Origin of the sequence: Halomicrobium zhouii (assembly GCF_900114435.1) — an archaeon.
Taxonomy (GTDB): Archaea; Halobacteriota; Halobacteria; order Halobacteriales; family Haloarculaceae; genus Halomicrobium; species Halomicrobium zhouii.
The window spans coordinates 526,032-542,027 of sequence record NZ_FOZK01000002.1 but is presented as its reverse complement, the minus strand read 5'-3'; the positions used below and the strand labels follow the sequence as shown (position 1 = coordinate 542,027).

The following is a 15,996-nucleotide window of genomic DNA, read 5'->3' as shown; positions in this document are numbered from 1 at the left end:
CGCGGGAACCTACTCCGGCGGCGGCGTGCACTGGTCGTCGTCGGGAAGTCGGACCCGTGTCTCGACGCGTTCGAGCGTGGACTTCTGGAACTTGTCGAGTCCCTCCTTGAGGAACTGCTCCGAGAATCCGGCGAAGAAGGCAGTCAGGAACAGGAGGGACGCGGGCAGCTGGGTGTTCTCCTGGAGACCGAGGAACAGCGTCAGAAGTACCGCGGCGATACCGCCCCAGAGGAGTCTGACCCGGACGAACTCCTCGAGTAAGACGTCGTCGGGGACGGTGAGCCGTCCCAGTTCGAGGTTCACGTCGAAGAACCCCGCCTCCGAACCCGACCGCCAGACGAGGTTCATCGTCGCACCGAGGACGCCCAGTGCCGCCGCGACGGGGAACCAGAGCAGGCGGGCGGCGGTGGACGCGAGCGTCGACGGCGTCGGGGAGACGACCACGGCCGTCCGTCCGCCGGGCCCGGTCGCCCCGTCGAACTCCCGGACGGTCCCGTTCTGGACGACCGTCACCGTCTCACCGGTCGGCGTGTCGAAGGTCGGTACGCCAGAGTCGACGGTGGGACCGACGACGCTCGCGACGTCGCCGACGAACGCGACCAGTTCCGTACCGAGCGTCGGCGCGACGCCGGAGTTGACGAGGAGCGTCGGGGCGAGCACGACCAGCACGACGAGTGCGATGGGCACGGTGACGGCCAGCCCGAAGAGGAACCCGAAGACACCGAGTAACCGCCCGAGTAACCGCTTCATCTTCAACTGTTCGGCGAGGCGCTCCTCGTAGTACCGGTGGAGGCGTCTGGCGGCCCGCAGGTAGGGGGAGATGCTGCCGGTGGCCCCGGGGTCGTCGCTGGAGATACGCAGAAGGTTCACGAGCCGTCGTCGGCCGTCGCGGTCGGGGTACTGCACAGCCTGGTCCCGGTACTGGTCGACGATCTCCGTGAGGTAGCTCCGCTCCGGTTCAGCCCCCGCGTCGTCGAGGGCCTTGGCGAGCGTGATCAGCCCCCGTTCGTATCGGTAGATCGAGCGGAACGCCGCGAGGTACTGGTGGTTCGCCACCTGCGAACTCGCGTCGCCCCACCGCCGGTCACGACCGTCGCGGGGGGCCGCCTGGTCTTCGTCTGGGACGAGCAGTCGCTCGAGCCCGTCGAGCCGACGGGAGAGTCGCTCCCGGGTCTTCTCGTCGTCGATCAGCTTGACTTTCACCCGATAGACGTCGAGGTCACAGCGGTACGTCTCGATCAGCCCGGTCAGTTCCTGCTCGAGGACGCGGTGACGCTTGTACGGCCGAGGTCGGGAACGGTAGCGAGCGAGGACCTGGAGACCCCACGCCAGCGCGACGAGGAGGTACGCGAGGAGCACGAGGGAGACCCCGGCGAGCGCAGGGCTGACGTCCGCGTCCCAGGTCAGCGAGAGTGCCTCGAACGCGAGGCCGACTAGGATGAGCAAGACTGCCAGGAGCCCGAGGACGGTCCACAGGATAAGCGCGCCGCTGAAGCCGTCCCACCTGGCACTGGCGGACATGTCACTCGACAGTTACGCTGCCGGAGTGATTGTTACCACCGGGATACTGGGACGGAAAGCGACGACAGAGCGCACCGCTCGGAGATAAGGTTGTCCTGTACTTGCCACGTCGTAACGCCGACGTTGCTCGTGGCTTTCCTCACTCCTCGCCGACGACCCACTTCTCCGAGTAGGCCTCGCCGCAGGTACACACCGCGTACGAGTGGACGACGTCGCCTCGCTCGTAGATACCGCCGACCTCCTCGTTCTGTTCCTCGGCGAAGGCGAAGACGAACTTGACGACGTGGTCCTCGGCGGACTCCCCGTCGGCGTTCGGACAGACGCCGCCGGTCAGGTCCCGGTCGATCTCACCGTCGGTGCCCATCGCCCGCTTGGCCAGCGCCATCGGGTCCAGCCCGGTCGCGGACTGGAACGCGCTGCGGCCCTGGTCGCCGTCCAGTACGAGGACGAGGCCGTCCCCGACCTGTTCGGCGTACTCCGAGAGGGCGTCGACGTTGCCGACGCTGTCCTCGTGGAGGAAGAAGGCGATGTCCTCGACGCGCTCCCCGGCGAGAAACTCCTCGCGTTTGCTCATACCGGAGAGAAACACGGACGCAGTGAAAAGTTTCGCGGCTCGGGCGGGCGCGGGCAGCGGGAGACTGGTCGGAGGACGTCGGGTGGACCCGTCAGAGCGTGACGGCGGACCGGTCAGAGCGTGACGGCGGACCAGTCAGAACGTGACGCCGAGGACGCCGCCGTCCCCACCGTCGTCGGTCGCAGTGTCCGTCTCGGTCGGCGTCTCCGTCGCCGTCGACGTCGGCGATGCGGAGCCGGGTTCGGTCTCGTCGTCACCGCCGGAGAGGATGTCGCCGTCGTCGGTCGCCGTCGAGTCGCCGTCCGTTCCGTCCGGCGTCGGCGTCCGCGTGGACTCCTCGCCCCCGGCGTCGCTGGACGCGTCGCCGTCACTGGCGCTGGCGTTCTCGGCACTGCCGGTCGGATACTCGTCCTTGTTGCCGAACATGTCGGTCTCGATCTCGTGGGTCACGCTGTCGAGCGGGACGCGGATATCACCGGCACCGGCCGCCGAGAGGTCGAAGCGGGCGTAGAACTGGATCTCCAGGTCGGTGACCTGGTTGCGTTCGAGGTGGGAGACCCACCACTCGTCGAGGAGGCCGTTGTCGATGACCGTCGTCGCCTCGATGGTCCGCGTCTCGCCCGGCGGGATAGTGACCGAGCGGTCAGTCTGGCCCTCGCCGACGGCCAGGCCATTCATCGTGACGTCGTAGCCGATGGAAGAGGCGCTGATGGGGTAGTCCTTCGGGTTGTAGAGAGTGAACGCCATCACGATGGGCGTCTCCGCCTCGGTCACCTCGCCCCACTCGCCCTCGGTCTCGTTGAGGTAGAGCACGGGGTCGCTCACGAGCGGCTGGTTCGCGTCGATCGGCTGAGTCTCCGTCGAGTCGAACGAGGAACTGATGTCCGTCTCTATCTCGCGCTCGACCGACGGCGCCCCGAAGGACTGGCCGACCATCGAGGAGTGGACGTCGGCGTCGACGGTCAGCGCCGTCGTCTCCCCGTTCTGGAGGTGGCTCACCCACCACTCGGGGATCCGGTCGTTGTGGAGGCGCGAGGTGGCGTTGACGGTGGAGTTGCCCGTCTCGACGCCGACGCCCGCCTTGGTGCCCGTGGCCATCGTGATGCCGTTCATCTCGACGGCGTAGTCGACCGTCGTCCCGCCGAGTTGCACGCCGACGGGGTTGGGGTTGGACACGACGATGTCGGTGTGGACGTCGGTGGTCGTCTCGTTCACGTCGCCGAAGTGGTTCTCAATGCCGGCGACGCTCGGCGCCCCGAGAATCCCCGCGGCCGCGCCGGCCCCGGCGACGGCGACGAGCAGTCCGAGGCCCACCGCGACCACGCGGAGTTTGCTGCCAAGCAGTATCGCGACGATTCGTCCCAGTGCCATGGATGAGGTGTCTCCCGCGAACGGGCCTTAGCCTTGCGGCTCGGAAACAGTCGACCGAACGACAGATGTGGCGGGACGGCGACTGGCCCGTATGCGCGAGACGTACGACAAACTCGTCCGCGACGGGATTCCAGAGCTGATCCGGGCCGACGGCGACGAGCCGGTGACCCGCGTCGTCGAAGGTGAGGCGTACCGCGAGCGCCTCCAGGACAAACTGGACGAGGAAGTGGCGGAGTTCCACGAGAGCGGCGACGTCGAAGAGCTCGCGGACGTGCTGGCAGTGGTCGACGCACTCGCCGAGGCCTGCGGGTCCTCGTCGACAGAACTCGCGGATATCCGTCGGGCGAAAGCGGCCGAACGCGGCGAGTTCGAGGAAGGAGTCGTGCTCGAATCGGTCCGGCGGTCGTCGGGCGACGAGTGAGTCCGGTTCGAAACGCGGGGCGCGGCCGCGATGATCAGTTCCACGCCGCTGGCGTCCGGCTACTCGCCGACACCGACCCAGAGACCGCCGGACAGTGGTCGAATAGTTGACTATCCGACAATATATGGGCCTGCGGCCCCAACTGCCACCCGCAATGTCCACCAACACTGACAACCACATCGGCTGGTTCGGCTGGTTCTCGCTCCTGGGATTCATCATCCTCGGGTTGCTGGCGATCGGTGAATCGATGGCGGCCCTGGAGTGGCCACTCACCGTCGGGCTGACGGCCGCCCTCGCCATCCTCGCCGGCATCGGCGCCATCGCGCTCTGGATGGGCAACGACCCGACCGCCCACGACACGACGGCCGACGCCCAGCGCCGGTGACCAGGGTATCGAGACGGTCTGACAGTGCGATTTTCTTCGGGAGTGTGGATGCGATCAGTGTAGGTGAGCTACGTATCGTTCGGCTGTGTTCAGAGAGACGTGACTGACGCTACCGCGAACACGTCGAAAGCCCTCGGCGCGCTCGACGCGGGCTGCGCGGGATATCCTCGCTCCTCCGTCGCTCGGATAGGGCCCGTCTCAGCCCACGCGACCGCACCTCGCCCTTTCAGTCCGCCAGGTCCAGCCTCGCTCGCGCGATAAAACGCGCTCACGATTGACTCCCCACACCTCCCCGGACCCGTCGCGTCCGCTCCGGGTCACGCTTCCTGACCGCTCCGCAACCGCCCGGCCGGAAGCGGCGTTTATGCCGCGACCAGGGGGAGGGCGGGGCTGCGGTGCTGTGCGGGCCTCGGAGGACTGAAAGGGCGAGGTGCGGTCCGGGAACCCCGGTCCACCAAGCACCGGAGCGCAGCGAGGAGCGCAGGTGGGCCGCGGGACCGGAGCGCGCCGAGGGCTTTCCGGGTCGTGTTGTCGCTGTTCTTTTCACTAGCTTAACCGAGAACCACTCGAGCAATTCACAGACGAACTGATCGAACAGAATCCACCCGAAGTCGGTCAGATCGCGAGGAACTGCGTGACCAGCCACTTCGTCATGATCGAGATGACCGCGCCGATCCAGGCGAGCAGGACGAAGTGGATGTAGGTGTTGAGCTTGTGGCCGCCGTCGACGGTCCGGATCATCAGGGCCGACAGCATCGCGCCGAACATGATGATGACGACCAGCAGGAACTCGATGAGGGGGATGTTGTACACCTCGGTGTGGATGAGCGACCCGGCGTCGAAGTTGGCAGTGGAGTCGAGGCCCAGCGTCATCTCAGAGAGGATGTTGACGACCTGGAGACCGATGAAGAAGGCGAACGTCGAGGCGGCGGTGATACCGTAGAGGAGCCCGACGAGCTGGACCGTCGCCTGCTGGCGCTGTTTCCGGAGCTGTTGCACCTCGCTCATGTTCTTGGCGATGAGTTCGCCGAGCATCTTGGGCGAGCCACCCATCGAGCGCCCGACGAGGTACATCTCCGAGAACGTCTGGATGAGGTACGAGCGGCAGTCGGCGGTAAAGTACCGCCACGCGCCCTCGGGCTCGATCCGCATGTTGAGTCGCTTGTAGAGGTGGTCGAGGTTCTCCGTCAGCGGGCCGAAGTCCTTCTTCCGGAGTGACTTCAACACCTTCGACGTCGTCGACTGCTTGGCGCCTTCCGTCGCCCCCAGCGCGCGGATGAAGCTCGGGAACTCGTCGTCGCGGCTCTTGATCCGCTGTTCCTCCTGGCGGACGACGATGCCGGGGATCAACAGCGGCGTGATGGGGACGACCGGATGGAGCGGGATGGGGACGTCGTCCATGAAGAAGAAGACGTGCTCCAGCGTCAGCGGCGAGAGCCCGAACATGCCGCCGATGGAGACGAACGCGAGGACGGCACACAGCCCCAGGCCGACGTAGGTCGCCTTGTCGATGCGCTCCTGGGCGGGCGAGGGGTACTTCTCGGGGTGGAACCACAGCGGGTCGTAGGGGGCCATCGACCGGATGGCGAGGTAGAAACCCGACTGGACGAAGATGTACATCACGATGACGGCGCTGACGGTCATCGTCGGGTTCGTCCCCGTCAGGACGGGGAGGACGACGGCGAACACGAGCGCGAACGTCATCGAGAGGACCATCGACAGGTAGAGGTCCTTCATCACCTCCAGGTTGTCCATGGTCCCCTCGTACACCGTCGAGTAGTTCTGGATGATCTGCTCTTGCTCGCCGACGAGGTAGTCCTCCAGTGACTGGCCGGCGCCGAGGGTGTACCCCAGGCGGTCGAAGAAGTCCGAGACGGCGTCGGAGGGGACCTCCTTGGCGCGGCGGCGACAGGCGTCGTCGAGGCTCTGGTTCCAGGTGTCGACCAGCTGGACGATGCGGTGCATCTCGTTCGCCAGTTCGCCGTACTCCTCCTCGCGGGCAAGCGTGCGGAACACCTCCATCCGGTCGATCTTCGTCGTCGCCAGGACCGTCATGTGGGTCACCATGAGGTGGAACCGGTCGTTCAGCTGCTGGCGCCGCTGTGAGAGCAGTATCTTCGGGTAGATGACGGCGGTCCCCATCGCCAGGAAGCCCAGCAATGGAATGGGGAGCCGGATCATCAGCGGCAGGTCCACGAGCGCCGCCACGACCACCGAGAGGGCGAAGAACACCCCCGACGGGAGCAGGATGAAGAAGAGATATCGCTCCAGGGGGATGTGCATCTTCCCGTAGGAGTCGACGAGCGAGGCTATCGTCTCGGTGATCGTCGTCGGGAGTCTGTTATCGGCCTGGCTCGACGCCATCGTCAGTCGGGTCTGGCGATGGTGAACGGGAGGCCCTCGACGCCGTCCCGCTGGAAGTTCTCGATGAGCTCGTTCACCTCGTGGTAGCCGAGGATGTTCTCCTGGATGGCCCGCTCGATGATGCTCGCGCGGAACTGCAACTCGTTGTAGATGTCACGCGTGTCCTCGTAGCCCAGCAGCGTCGCGATCTGCTCTTCGAGGACGAAGGAGTTGTTCATCCCCTGGAAGACGATCTCGTCCTCGACGGGGTCCCAGTAGAACGCCTGGCGGGTGACGACCCCGTCCATCTCCTTGGAGTAGCCCTCGATCTCCTGGACCGAGGTGACGCGGCGCAGGACCTTGTCGCCCTGCTTGACGCGGTTCTGGAACAGCGCGACGTCGGCGACGTCCATGAACGTCTCGGGGACGTTGATCGGTTCGCCGGTGAAGCGCTGGATCATCGAGACGATGTCGCTCGCGTGGAACGTCAGCATGACCGGGTGGCCAGTCTGGGCCGCCTGGAACGCCATGCGACCTTCCTCGCCACGGACCTCACCCACGATGATGTAGTCTGGACGGGACCGGAGTGCGGCGGCGACGAGGTCGAACATGTCGACGCTGGTCCCCTCGTCCTCGCCCTCCCGGGTCAGCAGTTGCTGCCAGGTGTTGTGGGGCGGCAGCACCTCGGCGGTGTCCTCCGCGGTGTATATCTTCGAGTCCGAGGGGATGAACGACATGATGGAGTTCAGCGTCGTCGTCTTCCCCGAGGCCGTCTCCCCGACGACGAACACCGTCTGCTCGTTCTCCAGGCAGAGCCAGAGGTACGCCGCCAGTTCCGGCGAGAGCGTCATCCACTTGGTAATCTGGAAGATGGAGAGCGGCGTCTCGACGCCCTGGCGAATAGTCAGGGAGGGCCCCTTCAGCGAGACGTCGTCGGAGTAGATCAGGCTGAGACGCGAGCCGTCGGGCAGGGTCGAGTCGACGATGGGGTCGGAGTCGGAGACGGGGTCGCCGATGCGTTCGCCCATGTTCCGGAGCCACTGGTCGAAGGCCTGGTCGCTGGGCCACTCGACGGTGGTCTCCAGCATGCCGTACACCTCGTGGTCGACGTGGCACTCCTGGCGGCCGATGACGTGGATGTCCTCGTTCGCCGGGTCGCGCATCACCGGTTCCAGCGGGCCGAGGCCGACGATGTCGCGGTTGAGCCGGTAGAGGATGTTCTCGTAGGTGCGCTCGTCGACCTCCACCTTACCGACGGCGCCCAGGTTGGCGAGCCGGGTGAGGACGCCGCTGTTGCCGCTCTCCTCGCGGACCTTCGTCGAGTCCTGGAGCAGTTCCTCGATGCGGTCGTCGTACTCGGCCTCACTCTGGGGGGCGGCCTTCGTCACCGACTTCTCCAGCAGCTTGTTGCGGACCTTCTGGAAGACGACCTGCTCGTCCTGGTCCAGCTCCGGTTCGATGGCGTAGTACTTCATCTCCTGGCCCAGGTCGCCGTAGATGTGACAGTAGATCGGGCCACCGACCGGATAGAGGACGTTCGGCCGGTGGGACTCGTACTTGCTGTCGGCCTCCTCGATGTACTTGGGGAACTCGCCGGTGATCTGTTTGAACTTCTTGAGGTGGTCCCGCAGGTGCGGGCGCCGCGCGGCCACCTGCCGCAGTTCGTCCGACGGTTTCGGTCGTCCGTGGTCCGTCATCAGGCCACACTCCGTGATTCGATGACGATGCCGGTCCCCGAGCGAACGGAGTATCCGACGCTGTCTCCGACCTGTTCGCCCATGCCGGCGAAGCGCTTGACGCTGATCTGCCGGCGAACGTCGTTGCCCACCTCCACCATCTCCAGTTCGAGGAAGACGTCGGCGATGGCCCGGAACGGCCCGATGGCCTCTTCGGCCAGCGTCGACGGGTCGACGGTGAGCATCACGCACTTGCCCCGCGAGATGATGTCCCTGAAAAAGGAGATGATCTCCAGGGCCGCCTGGCGCTCGTCGTTCTGCCGGACCAGCGCCTCGAACTTGGGGTCGTTCCGGAGGATGGAGTCGAACGTGTCGACGATGATAACGTCCGACTCCCACATCACCTTGGCCTCCATCAGCCGCTTGAGGAGCTGTTTCCGTTCACCCTCCTCCTCGGTGCCCGAGAAGGTGTTTCCGTCGCCGATGTCGGCGTGGAGGAAGAGCAGATTCTCGTTGAGGACGTGGTCGACGACGTCGTAGGACAGCGAGTGCATCTGGTCGAGGAAGCTCCCGACGGTCAGCTCCGTCGAGAGCATCGTCACGTCGTTGCCCTCCTCGCAGAGGCCGTAGGCGAACCGCTGGCTGATGGCCGACTTCCCGGCTCCGTAGTCACCCTCGACGAGGATGATGCTCCCCGGCGGGATACCGCCGCCGAGTTCGGCGTTCAGTCGGTCGTGGTCGTCCAGTCCGAGCGAGAACAGGTCGTTGCGTGCGACACTCATGTTCGGAATTTAAACACCTCCTCGTCCGCGTTGACGATCAGCTTCACCCGGTGGTCGCCGCTGTCGAGCGGGTGGTCGATGTCGAGTCGCACCACGTCGCCGGGGCGCCACTGGTCGCCGCCCCCGATCAGCGTCGCCTCGGCGTCCGTCTCGAAGACGCCGTTGACGAACAGGTCGATCCGGTCCGCCCGCGGCGGTAACGTCTCCGAACCGGTGTTTTTGACGTGGAGCGTGATGTTGCCGGTCGCGTCGTCGTAGACGGCGTCGCTGCCGGCGTCGGAGATGATCTCGACGTCGGTCCGGACGTTCTCGGAGACGTCCAGACCCTGGTCGGATATCGCCTGTCCGAGGCGCCCGACCGTGTCGGTGAACACGCCGGCGACGCTGGCGGCGATGACCATGCTCGCGATGAACAGGATCAGGTGGGAGGCGGAGACGCTCGCCACGTCAGGCCACCTCCGTCGTTCGCGTCGCGGACACGCCGGGCCCGGTGACCAGCTTGATCCGGCCCGGGTCGCTGTCGAGGCTCGTCACGGTGATCGCCAGGGTCTCCTGGGAGAGCCAGAGGTTCGTCGCACCGTCCCCGTCGACCGACGTGGCGTACCCGCTGACGTAGGCGTTGTCCGCCAGCAGGTCGACGTCGTCGACCGACAGCTCCGTCGATCCGGTGTTGTTCGCGCGAACCGTGAGCTCGCCGGCCCCGCTGTCCCAGGTGGCCGACCAGATCTCGATCTCCGTGTTCTGCTGGACCAGGGTCCGGTCGGTCCGGTCTTCCTGGGCGTCCGAGACCGTCTCGAACCCGTTGACGGTGGCCGAGTGGAACATGCCGAAGCCGACGAACATCGCCGCGAAGATGATCGCCGCCGAGCCGCTAACGCTGAAGCCCATCGGCACCTCCACCCACGAGTTTCGACAGGGCGACCGCCTGGCCGCTGTCGTCGTCGAGCTGGCTGATGTACTGGAGACTGCGTGTGTGGTGGTCGATGGTCAGGCCGCCGTCGCCGCCGCCCACGTCGTCGAAGCCGCGCAGGACCTCCTGCAGGTCGGCCGCGACGTCCTCGTCGATCCAGTCGATCGTCTCGTAGTAGTCGATGGCGCGGGCGGCCTCGCGGTGGCCGGCCTGCTGGAGCAGGAACTCCAGCCACTCGACGACGATGAGGTCGCTGGCGAAGCCCGACGGCAGCGTGGCGAGGTAGGGCTTCCCGCCGTCAGTCGCGGCCGAATCCGCCGTAGCAGCGGTCTCCGATTCGGTCGCCGTCTCGGCCGACTGGTCCGTCGCGCTGGGCTGGTCGGTGCCAGCGCCCGGTTCCGCTTCTGGCGCGGTCGGCTCGTCGTCGGCCGTCGATTCGTCGACGACGTCGCCGAACTCCTCGTCCTCGAAGCCGTCGTCCTCGAACAGTTCGTCGCCTTCCAGGCCGTCGTCGTCGCTCTCGTCCTCGAAGTCGTCCTCCTCGAACAGCTCGTCGCCCTCGAGGCCATCGTCGAAGTCGTCGCCACCCTCGTCGTCGGGGGCTTCGCCGTCTGCCCACTCGGCGTCGCCGGAGTCGTACTCGTCCTTGAGCTCCTGGAACGACTTGCCGCCGTCGCCGCCGTCGCCGCCGTCGTCGTCGAAGTCGTCCTCGAACTCCTCGTCGAAGCTGCCGCCGTCGTCCTCGAAGGCGTCGTCGCCGCCGTCGTCGCCGAACATGTCGTCGACGCTGTCGCCGGCGTCGGCGTCGTCCTCGACCAGGTCCTCGTCGAAGAAGCCCTCGGCGTCGGCGTTGGCGATGCCGTCGTCGATGTCCTCCTCCTCGTTCCCGCCGTCGTCGCCGTCGTCGAAGAGGCCGAAGGAACTCTCCCCGCCCATGCCGCCGCCCATCCCGGCCTCGATGTCGTCGGCGAAGGGGTTCACACCGCGAGTGACCATCTCGTAGATGTCCAGCAGTTTCCGCACGTTCTCCTGGACTTCGTCGACGGACTCGCTGATCTGCTCGTTCTCCGTCCGGACCGTGCTGACCGTCGAGGACAGCGACCCGACCTCGTTCTCCAGTTCGTCGAGGCGGTGTTCGAGTTCGTCGGTGTCCGCGCCGGCCGCGTCGTCCATGTCGCCGAACTCGTCACCGCCGAAGCCGTCCAGCTCGTCTCCACCCTCGTCGCCACCGAGACCGCCGAGGTCGCCGAAGTCGTCGTCGCCGTCGCCGTCTTCGGCCATCAGCCCACCGCCGTCGGCCATCTCGTCCCCGCCGGCAGCGTCGCCGTCGTCCTCGTCGGAGAGGATGGAGTCGAACATGTTCTTGATACTCATCCCGACGAGCCCGCTCGTTAGCAAGATGATAATGGCGGGCGCGATAGCGGTCCCCCCGGGGACAGCCACCTGTAGTGCCGGGACAATCGCGGTACTACTCATTATCCACTACAATGCTACCTCCTACCCTTCAACATTCCGGCCGTCGTATCAATCCTGATAATATACTCGCCGGATATTCATCAACTATCCCTGATGGGTCTGACGGGCGGCAGACGGACGGCATCCGGCCGCTCTGAAACGCGGGCCGTACCGAATCGTCGAGAGAAACCGGCACCATCGGGAGCGGCCGCGCCCGGTAGACCTTGCAGGAGCGTTACAGCCGAGACGAAGAGTCGTCCTACGGAATCCCCGCCAGCCAGGATTCTCAGCGGCTACAGCGTGGTCGAGTCCTGGCTCGCACTCTTGACGACCAGGTCGCCCGTGGCCGCCTCGAGTTTGAGCGAGCGGCCGTGGTCGCCGCCGACGTCCTCGCCCTCGATCGGGATCGAAAACGTCGCGAGCGTCTCCCGGACGCTATCGAGGTTCCGGGACCCGATGGAGGAGCCGTTCTCCGAGAAGTCGAGCATGTCGCTCCCGCCAGCGACCTTCGCCGTGATGCGACGGCGGTCGGCGCCGCGGTCCTCCATCGCCTCGACGAGCACCTCGACGCCCGTGTCGGCGAACTTCGCCCGGTTCCCGTCGGTGTTCTCTGCAGTCGGCAACATGACGTGGACGAGCCCGGCGACCTCGGCCGTCCCGTCGTACAGCGCGACGCCGATACACGATCCGAGCCCGCTGGTGGTCAGCACGGCCCCGCTGGTGGTCACCTCGAACTCCGCGATGCCGACCTTCTTCTGCTCGGCCGGCATCTCGGTGCTTCCACCGGTGGTACTCCCGTCGTATACCTTCATCATTTGAAGAGCTGTTCGGCGTCCGCCTCTGTCTCGTCTGCGCGGTCGACGTCGAGGGCCTCCAGGGCAGCCCGCAGTTCGGCCTCGTTCGGGAGCGCGTGGATCTCGCTCTGGAACTCGATCTCGTCGGTCTTCATCGTCGAGTCGATGATGAACGCGTGTTCCTGGTGCTGGCCGACCTGGGCCGCGAGCGGGTCGACGATGGCCCGGCCCATGTCGTGGACCAGTTCCGGGGGCGTGTGTTCGACTGACGTCTGGAGGACGTTGGCCCAGCCGTCGACGAACCCACTTGTCATGATATTTCCTAGTTCTTCGATGGCCGACTTGTGTGCTTCGGTGAGGTCCGTCCCCTCGGCGTCGGTCGGCATGAGCGCGTCGGCGACGTTCCGCGCCGACACCTCGTCGAACAGCACCATCAGGTAGCCGCTGGGGGTCCCGGTGAACTCGACGACCGTCCCGACGTACGTCTCCGTCCCGATCTGTCTGGGGACGTCCTCGATGGCCGCGAAACTGATCTGGGTGACCTCCGCCGTCGTCTCGATGCCCGTCATCATCTCCACGTTCTGGGCTGCCTTCTCCGTTCCCTGCGTGGTCATGTCGTTGAACACTTCGAGCTTGTCCACGGGGATGGCGTCTTGCCCGGGGTCACCGAGTTCGCTCATCAGGCCCGCCAGCGGGTCGTACTCCGGCAGCATGTAGATGTAGAAGCTCACCGACTCCCCGACCCACTCGATGGACGATTTGAACACGAAGATCTGTTCGCCATCCTCGTTCGCGGGCGGCTCGGGAAGGACGTCGGCACCAGTCCGTTCGATGTACTGGGGCGGGCTGTGGTCGATAGTCGCCTCCAGGTAGTCGGCCCAGCCGTCGATGAACCCGCTCATCATGATGTTGCCGATCTCCGCGACGCCACTCCGGGCCATCTCGCCGTCGGCGCCGCCGGGGACGAGTGCTTCGATCAGCGTCCCGACCGAACCGGACTCGAACACCAGCACCGTCTGGCCCTGCAGCGCGCCGTCGAAGTCGAACTGGACGCCGACGAACTCGTCGTCTCCCAGTTCCTCGCCGACGTCGGCGCGGCTCATCAGCGTGATCTTCGTGATGTCCACGACGGCGTCGATACCAGTCAACTGCGACAGCGACTCGGTCGCCTGCGTGGCCCCCTCGTGTGCGAGCTGGTTGAACGTCCCCAGCGATTGGATGTCGACTCTCATCTCACGAAGGGACGACGTCCTCGATGGCCTCTATCACACTGGGTTTCTGGAAGGGCTTGGTGATGTAGCCGTCGGCGCCGGCCCGGACCGCCTCCTTCATCTTCTCTTCCTGCCCGACGCTCGTGCACATGATGACGTTGGCGTCGGGGTTGGAACTCTTGATGTCGTCGGTGGCCTCGATGCCGTCCCGGATGGGCATCACGATGTCCATCATCACCAGGTCAGGCGTCTGTTCTTTGTACACCTCGACGGCCTCGACGCCGTTCTCGACCTCTCCGACGATGGTGTGGTCCTCTTCGAGAATCTCCCGGAGGAGATTGCGCATAAACTCCGAATCGTCCGCGATCAGTACCTCTGGCATGCCTATCACTAATCGGATACCGTGATCATCCAGATAAACTCTTCCTCTAAATTATCGGCGCTGATATTCGATCGACGGCGGCGGCGAACGGGCCACACCAGGCCCGTTCAGAACAGCGGGACCGCTGTCGAGAGTTCCCGGGCGATACCGAGCGCGTACTGGCCATACTGGAAGTACTCGACCCCCGCCAGGAAGAGGAACGCCGTCGTCGCGCCTGCGGTGACGCCCAGAGCAGTCGCCACCCACCTGCTCCGGACCCGAACCGGCACGAATGCCCGGGCGCCAACCGTCAGCGCGAGGAGACCAGCGGCTCCCAGGTTGACGAGCGCGTGGAACTGCATCGCCTCGCCGACGGCGACGTCCGCGAACGCGAGGACACCCACGATCGCCGCGGTACCGCCGACGACCGTCACTACGTACGTCCCACCGGTCCGTCTCGGTGCCTGCGCTATCGCCTCGTGGACCGGCGGGAGCCTGACGACCCCGTACAGCCCGAACGGCAACGCGTAGACGATGTAACGGACAGTTATCATCGAGAAGAGCGGCAACCGCGACAGGTAGATAACCGTCAGCAACACGCCGAGCGCGACGACGAGCAGGTCCGTCTGCCGGCGGGGCGAGAGCGTCCAGGGCAGCGGAATCTTGCGTTCCGCGGACCGGTCCACGACGGACCGATAGACCACCGCGGGGAGCGCGAGGAGACCACCCAGCAGCGGCGCGCTCTCGAGGACCGTGAGGTCGATCATCTCGTGGTGGTTTATCCAGTGCCTAAGTCCGGGGATTCGGCCGCTCCGGCCGAAGACGTGCCAGAGGCGGTCCGGTTCCGACAGGACCGCAAGGCCGGATTTGACCGTCAACACGACGAACCCGAGGATGAAACCGATATTGTCGACGGCACCCTGGAGCGGGCCGAGTAACGGCGCCAGCAGTGGAGCGAGAACGCTGAGTGGGTTTCCGCCACCGCCGCCCGAACTGTCGCCGTCGCCGGAGCCACCACTGCCCCCTGCCTCACTCCCCCCGCCTCCGCCACCTGAGCCCAGCAGATCTCCGCTGCCACCACCCGATGTGCCGCCCCCACCACCGGTGGAGAGCACCTCACCAGACGGTGCCAGCTCGACGCCACCGGATCCCTGGTTCGGCAGCATCCGTGGCGGTTCGAGCGGGTTCCCCGCGATGAGGAGGTTGGTGATGAACATCGGCGCGAGACCGACGATCAGTCCACAGGCGATGACGGCGAGTTGCTTCCGGTCTCGGATCCCGCCAGTGAGCAGGTCGACGGTTCCGAGCGCAAGCAACGCGAAGAGGCCCTCGAACGCGTGGACCCAGGCGACCAGGGAGACGAACACGTACGCGCTCGCGAGGGCGACGTCGGCTCGCCGCCCGGTTGCCTGGCGACTCCGGGCGAAACAGAACACCGACCCGATCAGCAGCGTCGCCACCAGGACGTGGCGCTTGGGGATGGACGCCCAGAAGCCGATGGGGAAGGCCAGTACGACGGCGACGCCTGCGGCGACGGCCACGCGCCGGTGGTGGAACACCCCGACGAGCCGGTAGAACAGGACGCCGCCGAAGGCGGCCGCCAGGAGCGTGCTCAGTTGCAATGCGACCAGGTGGAGCAGGTCCGGGTGGAGCGGCGTGGGCGAGAGGACGTTCACGCCGAACGCCGCGAGCGCCACCACGATTCCGACGCCTCGCACGCTCGGCCGGTCGAGGAGCGTCGCGACCTGACGAGCGAGCGCGAGGACAGACAGACTCCAGCCAGCGGCCAGGACGAGATGTAACGGTGCGAGAACGGTCGCCGCCTGGAGTGCCCAGACCACCGGCAGCGCCAGGAAGACCTGCCCGTAGTTCCGGCCGTAGAGCCGACCCCCGGACTCGTGCAGACCGGGCTGGGAGCCCAGCGTCAGCGAGTACTGGATCTCGGTGATCGCCAGGCGGCCGTCGGCGACGTTGAACAGGGCGTTCGCGATGGCGTACGAATCAGAGATGAAGAAGCCGACGCGCCAGGTCAGCCCCAGGGCGAGGACCATCCCGAGCCAGAGCGCCAGTCCGGTCCGGTCGCCGAACGCGACGCGGCCGACGTCGTGTGCGAACGAAGGCCAGTCGCGCTCGTCCGCAAGATGCCGGTCGACTGCCGCTACGACGTCGGTCATCGTGCCACCACCACGACG

General features: G+C 66.1%; 15 protein-coding genes. 2 read left to right on the top strand and 13 right to left on the bottom strand.

The features are described from left to right. Window positions 1-9: 9 nt before the first annotated feature. The 3 genes from BM337_RS09855 to BM337_RS09845 all read right to left on the bottom strand — a co-directional run bounded on the left by BM337_RS09855 (window position 10) and on the right by BM337_RS09845 (window position 3,466). Window positions 10-1,521: a hypothetical protein gene (locus BM337_RS09855; protein ID WP_089816433.1), complete on the bottom strand. Its 1,512-nt coding sequence runs from the start codon at window positions 1,519-1,521 to the stop codon at window positions 10-12. Window positions 1,522-1,660: 139 nt separating this feature from the next. Further along, window positions 1,661-2,095 carry a DUF5807 family protein gene (locus BM337_RS09850; protein WP_089816431.1) on the bottom strand — a complete coding sequence of 145 codons (435 nt, stop codon included), beginning with the start codon at window positions 2,093-2,095 and terminating at the stop codon, window positions 1,661-1,663. A gap of 135 nt (window positions 2,096-2,230) precedes the next feature. Next, entirely contained in the window at window positions 2,231-3,466 is a 1,236-nt protein-coding gene (locus BM337_RS09845) for an LEA/WHy family protein (protein ID WP_218155551.1), read from the bottom strand. A gap of 91 nt (window positions 3,467-3,557) precedes the next feature. Here BM337_RS09845 and BM337_RS09840 point away from each other — a divergent pair, with 91 nt between their 5' ends. Together BM337_RS09840 and BM337_RS09835 are read left to right on the top strand one after the other, a co-directional pair. Then, window positions 3,558-3,887, top strand: a complete 330-nt coding sequence (locus BM337_RS09840) for a nucleoside triphosphate pyrophosphohydrolase (RefSeq protein WP_089816429.1) — start codon at window positions 3,558-3,560, stop codon at window positions 3,885-3,887. A 154-nt stretch (window positions 3,888-4,041) separates the two neighbouring features. Further along, the gene (locus BM337_RS09835) at window positions 4,042-4,272 is read left to right on the top strand and encodes a hypothetical protein (RefSeq protein ID WP_089816427.1); all 231 of its coding nucleotides are present in this window, start codon (window positions 4,042-4,044) and stop codon (window positions 4,270-4,272) included. A gap of 615 nt (window positions 4,273-4,887) precedes the next feature. Here the strand turns inward: BM337_RS09835 and flaJ are convergent. The 10 genes from flaJ to BM337_RS21115 all read right to left on the bottom strand — a co-directional run bounded on the left by flaJ (window position 4,888) and on the right by BM337_RS21115 (window position 15,978). Continuing rightward, on the bottom strand, window positions 4,888-6,636 hold the full coding sequence (flaJ, locus tag BM337_RS09830; protein WP_089816426.1) for an archaellar assembly protein FlaJ: 1,749 nt from the start codon (window positions 6,634-6,636) through the stop codon (window positions 4,888-4,890). Window positions 6,637-6,638: 2 nt separating this feature from the next. Further along, on the bottom strand, window positions 6,639-8,312 hold the full coding sequence (locus BM337_RS09825; RefSeq protein WP_089816423.1) for a type II/IV secretion system ATPase subunit: 1,674 nt from the start codon (window positions 8,310-8,312) through the stop codon (window positions 6,639-6,641). Continuing rightward, complete coding sequence (locus BM337_RS09820) at window positions 8,312-9,073, bottom strand: archaellum protein ArlH (protein WP_089816422.1); 762 nt, start codon at window positions 9,071-9,073, stop codon at window positions 8,312-8,314. The genes BM337_RS09825 and BM337_RS09820 overlap by 1 nt, the downstream gene beginning before the upstream one ends. After that, window positions 9,070-9,519: an archaellum stator protein ArlG gene (locus BM337_RS09815; RefSeq protein WP_089816420.1), complete on the bottom strand. Its 450-nt coding sequence runs from the start codon at window positions 9,517-9,519 to the stop codon at window positions 9,070-9,072. Before BM337_RS09815 ends, BM337_RS09820 begins: the two co-directional genes overlap by 4 nt. Before the next feature lies 1 nt (window position 9,520). Beyond that, the gene (locus BM337_RS09810; protein ID WP_089816418.1) at window positions 9,521-9,961 is read right to left on the bottom strand and encodes an archaellum stator protein ArlF; all 441 of its coding nucleotides are present in this window, start codon (window positions 9,959-9,961) and stop codon (window positions 9,521-9,523) included. Further along, complete coding sequence (locus BM337_RS09805; RefSeq protein ID WP_089816416.1) at window positions 9,945-11,459, bottom strand: FlaD/FlaE family flagellar protein; 1,515 nt, start codon at window positions 11,457-11,459, stop codon at window positions 9,945-9,947. The genes BM337_RS09810 and BM337_RS09805 overlap by 17 nt, the downstream gene beginning before the upstream one ends. Window positions 11,460-11,731: 272 nt before the next feature. Then, window positions 11,732-12,250, bottom strand: a complete 519-nt coding sequence (locus BM337_RS09800; RefSeq protein WP_089816415.1) for a chemotaxis protein CheD — start codon at window positions 12,248-12,250, stop codon at window positions 11,732-11,734. Beyond that, window positions 12,250-13,464: a chemotaxis protein CheC gene (locus BM337_RS09795; protein ID WP_089816413.1), complete on the bottom strand. Its 1,215-nt coding sequence runs from the start codon at window positions 13,462-13,464 to the stop codon at window positions 12,250-12,252. The genes BM337_RS09800 and BM337_RS09795 overlap by 1 nt, the downstream gene beginning before the upstream one ends. Before the next feature lies 1 nt (window position 13,465). After that, on the bottom strand, window positions 13,466-13,825 hold the full coding sequence (gene cheY / locus BM337_RS09790; protein ID WP_089816411.1) for a chemotaxis protein CheY: 360 nt from the start codon (window positions 13,823-13,825) through the stop codon (window positions 13,466-13,468). A 107-nt stretch (window positions 13,826-13,932) separates the two neighbouring features. Then, window positions 13,933-15,978 (bottom strand): hypothetical protein, encoded by a 2,046-nt coding sequence (locus BM337_RS21115; protein WP_089816409.1) that lies wholly within the window; start codon window positions 15,976-15,978, stop codon window positions 13,933-13,935. Window positions 15,979-15,996 lie beyond the last annotated feature (18 nt).